Annotated in this window: 1 protein-coding gene; it reads left to right on the top strand. The window is 33.4% G+C overall.

Annotated features, from left to right (window positions below):
• Window positions 1-169: 169 nt before the first annotated feature.
• Window positions 170-1,801 (top strand): hypothetical protein, encoded by a 1,632-nt coding sequence (locus V5N63_RS07645; RefSeq protein ID WP_332033475.1) that lies wholly within the window; start codon window positions 170-172, stop codon window positions 1,799-1,801.
• Window positions 1,802-2,085: the final 284 nt, after the last annotated feature.

The following is a 2,085-nucleotide window of genomic DNA, read 5'->3' as shown; positions in this document are numbered from 1 at the left end:
TGCAATTGTATTAATTCTTACTTTACTTATAAGTTGATAAAGGTAAAGAATTAATCTTTATAGCCGAAACAATTACCGTAGATACAGAGAAATTTCGCGTACAATAAAATTTTTTAAGATCATCAAATTGAAAAAATATAATTTCTAAAATATAATAAACTTACGTAAATTGAGTTCAAATTCTGAACCTTCTTTGTTGAAACCCGTTTTTCACATATTTCTGATATTTTTTTGTGTTTCTCTACAGGCACAAGAGAAAGAATTTTGGCTCATTAATACGCAGACTGACGAGAAAACTTTGGTGAAAGATTCGGTTTCCGCTGTTAAATTCCTCGATTCTCTTACCCAAAACAGCTATTACTTAACTGAACTGCGGAATGTAAAAAAAGAAGGAAACAAAACCGAAATTTATTTCGACACAGGGAAAAACTTTAATGAAGCAAACGTAAAACTAACTGAAGAGATTGCTAAAAACTTAAATCTTAAACAAGAGTTCTTTACCAAAAATCTGGATTCTCTTAAAAAAGAGATTAACGCGAGTTACCGAGCCAGAGGTTTTACATTCAACAGAGTAAAATCTAAATTTCTGGGAATGCAGCAGAATATTCCTCACATTGAAATTTCGGTAGTAAACGGTGAGCAGCGAAGAATAAACAGTTTTGTTATTAAAGGTTACGATAAAGTTCCGAAACGGTTTGTAAAGAATTTAGAAAAAGATTTTCAGGGAAAAATTTATGCTGATGAAAACCTGATCCGGATTTATCAGTCTTTACAAAATCACCCTTTCATTTCGCTTGAAAAACCTGCTCAAACACTTTTTACAAAAGATTCTACCCAGGTATTTCTTTTCCTGCAAAAAAGAAAGTCTAATTCTTTCGACGGAATAATTGGCTTTGGTAATGATAAGACAGAGAAATTTACTTTCAATGGAAGTTTAAATATGAACTTCCGGAACATGTTCAACAGTTTCGAAACAGTAAATATCTTTTGGCAGAGAAATCCCGACAAAGGTCAGATTTTCGATCTGAAAACCGATATTCCTTATCTTTTTAAATCGAACCTGGGACTGGATCTTAATGTTAACATTTATCGCCAGGATTCAACGTTTGCTAATGTTAAATTTCTACCCAGTCTTTATCTTCATCTCAGCAACCGTCAGAAATTGGGACTCAGAGGAACTTTCGAAACTTCTTCTGTAATGGATTCCTTATATATTCAAGGTAAAGATTTTGGGAAAAAAGGTATCGGAGTTTGGTATGATTTTACCGAACCGTCTGAAATTGAACTTTTTATGCATAAAACAAAGATTCGTGCGTCCGCAGATTATATTTCGACATTATATTCGAAGGATAACACCCAAATATCTCAAAATAATTTTTTCTTTTACGGGGAACGGAATTTCTATATTTCCGGCAATCACTATTTAAATCTTAGAGCAGAAACCGCACTGATAAACTCAAAAAATGAGTTGGTTGCAAACGAATTGCTTCGTTTTGGTGGCTGGAATTCCTTTCGGGGTTTTAATGAGAATGCTCTTTTTGCAGATTTTTACTATTTCGGGACTGCAGAGTATCGCTTTCTGGCAGGAAATCAGGCGTTCTTTGATGTCTTTGGACAATATGGGGAGCTGAATAACAAGAGCCTTTCCCTTAAACCTAAACTGTACAGTTTCGGGCTTGGGTTCAACTTTTTTTTGCCAATAGGTTTAATGAGCTTTCAGATCTCCAACGGAAACGAATTTGGGAACCCTGTAAAATTTGGCGATACTAAAATCCACTGGGGTATTTTAAGTAAATTCTAAATAGCAGATTAAATTAAATACGTAAACCCTTAATTTTATACTAAACTATTACGTAACTCACATTACAAACCTATCGTTTTCGCTCCTTATTTGCATTGCAACTAAAACAATTAATTATATTAAGTTTATTGAAATAAAGAGCTGCGTTGAAATCCTCTTCCACTATTTTCCTGTCGGATATTCGTAAGCGATAAAGATTCTGGTAATTTCTGTACCGTTAGGAAGTTATTTAGTCGTTCCTTAACAAAACCCACTATTTAATTTATTTTTAAAAACAGGATTAG

Source organism: Kaistella sp., from assembly GCF_032060305.1.
Classification (GTDB): domain Bacteria; phylum Bacteroidota; class Bacteroidia; order Flavobacteriales; family Weeksellaceae; genus Kaistella; species Kaistella yananensis.
The sequence above is the reverse complement of the archived record's forward strand: the minus strand, read 5'-3'. Positions and strand labels throughout refer to the sequence as shown.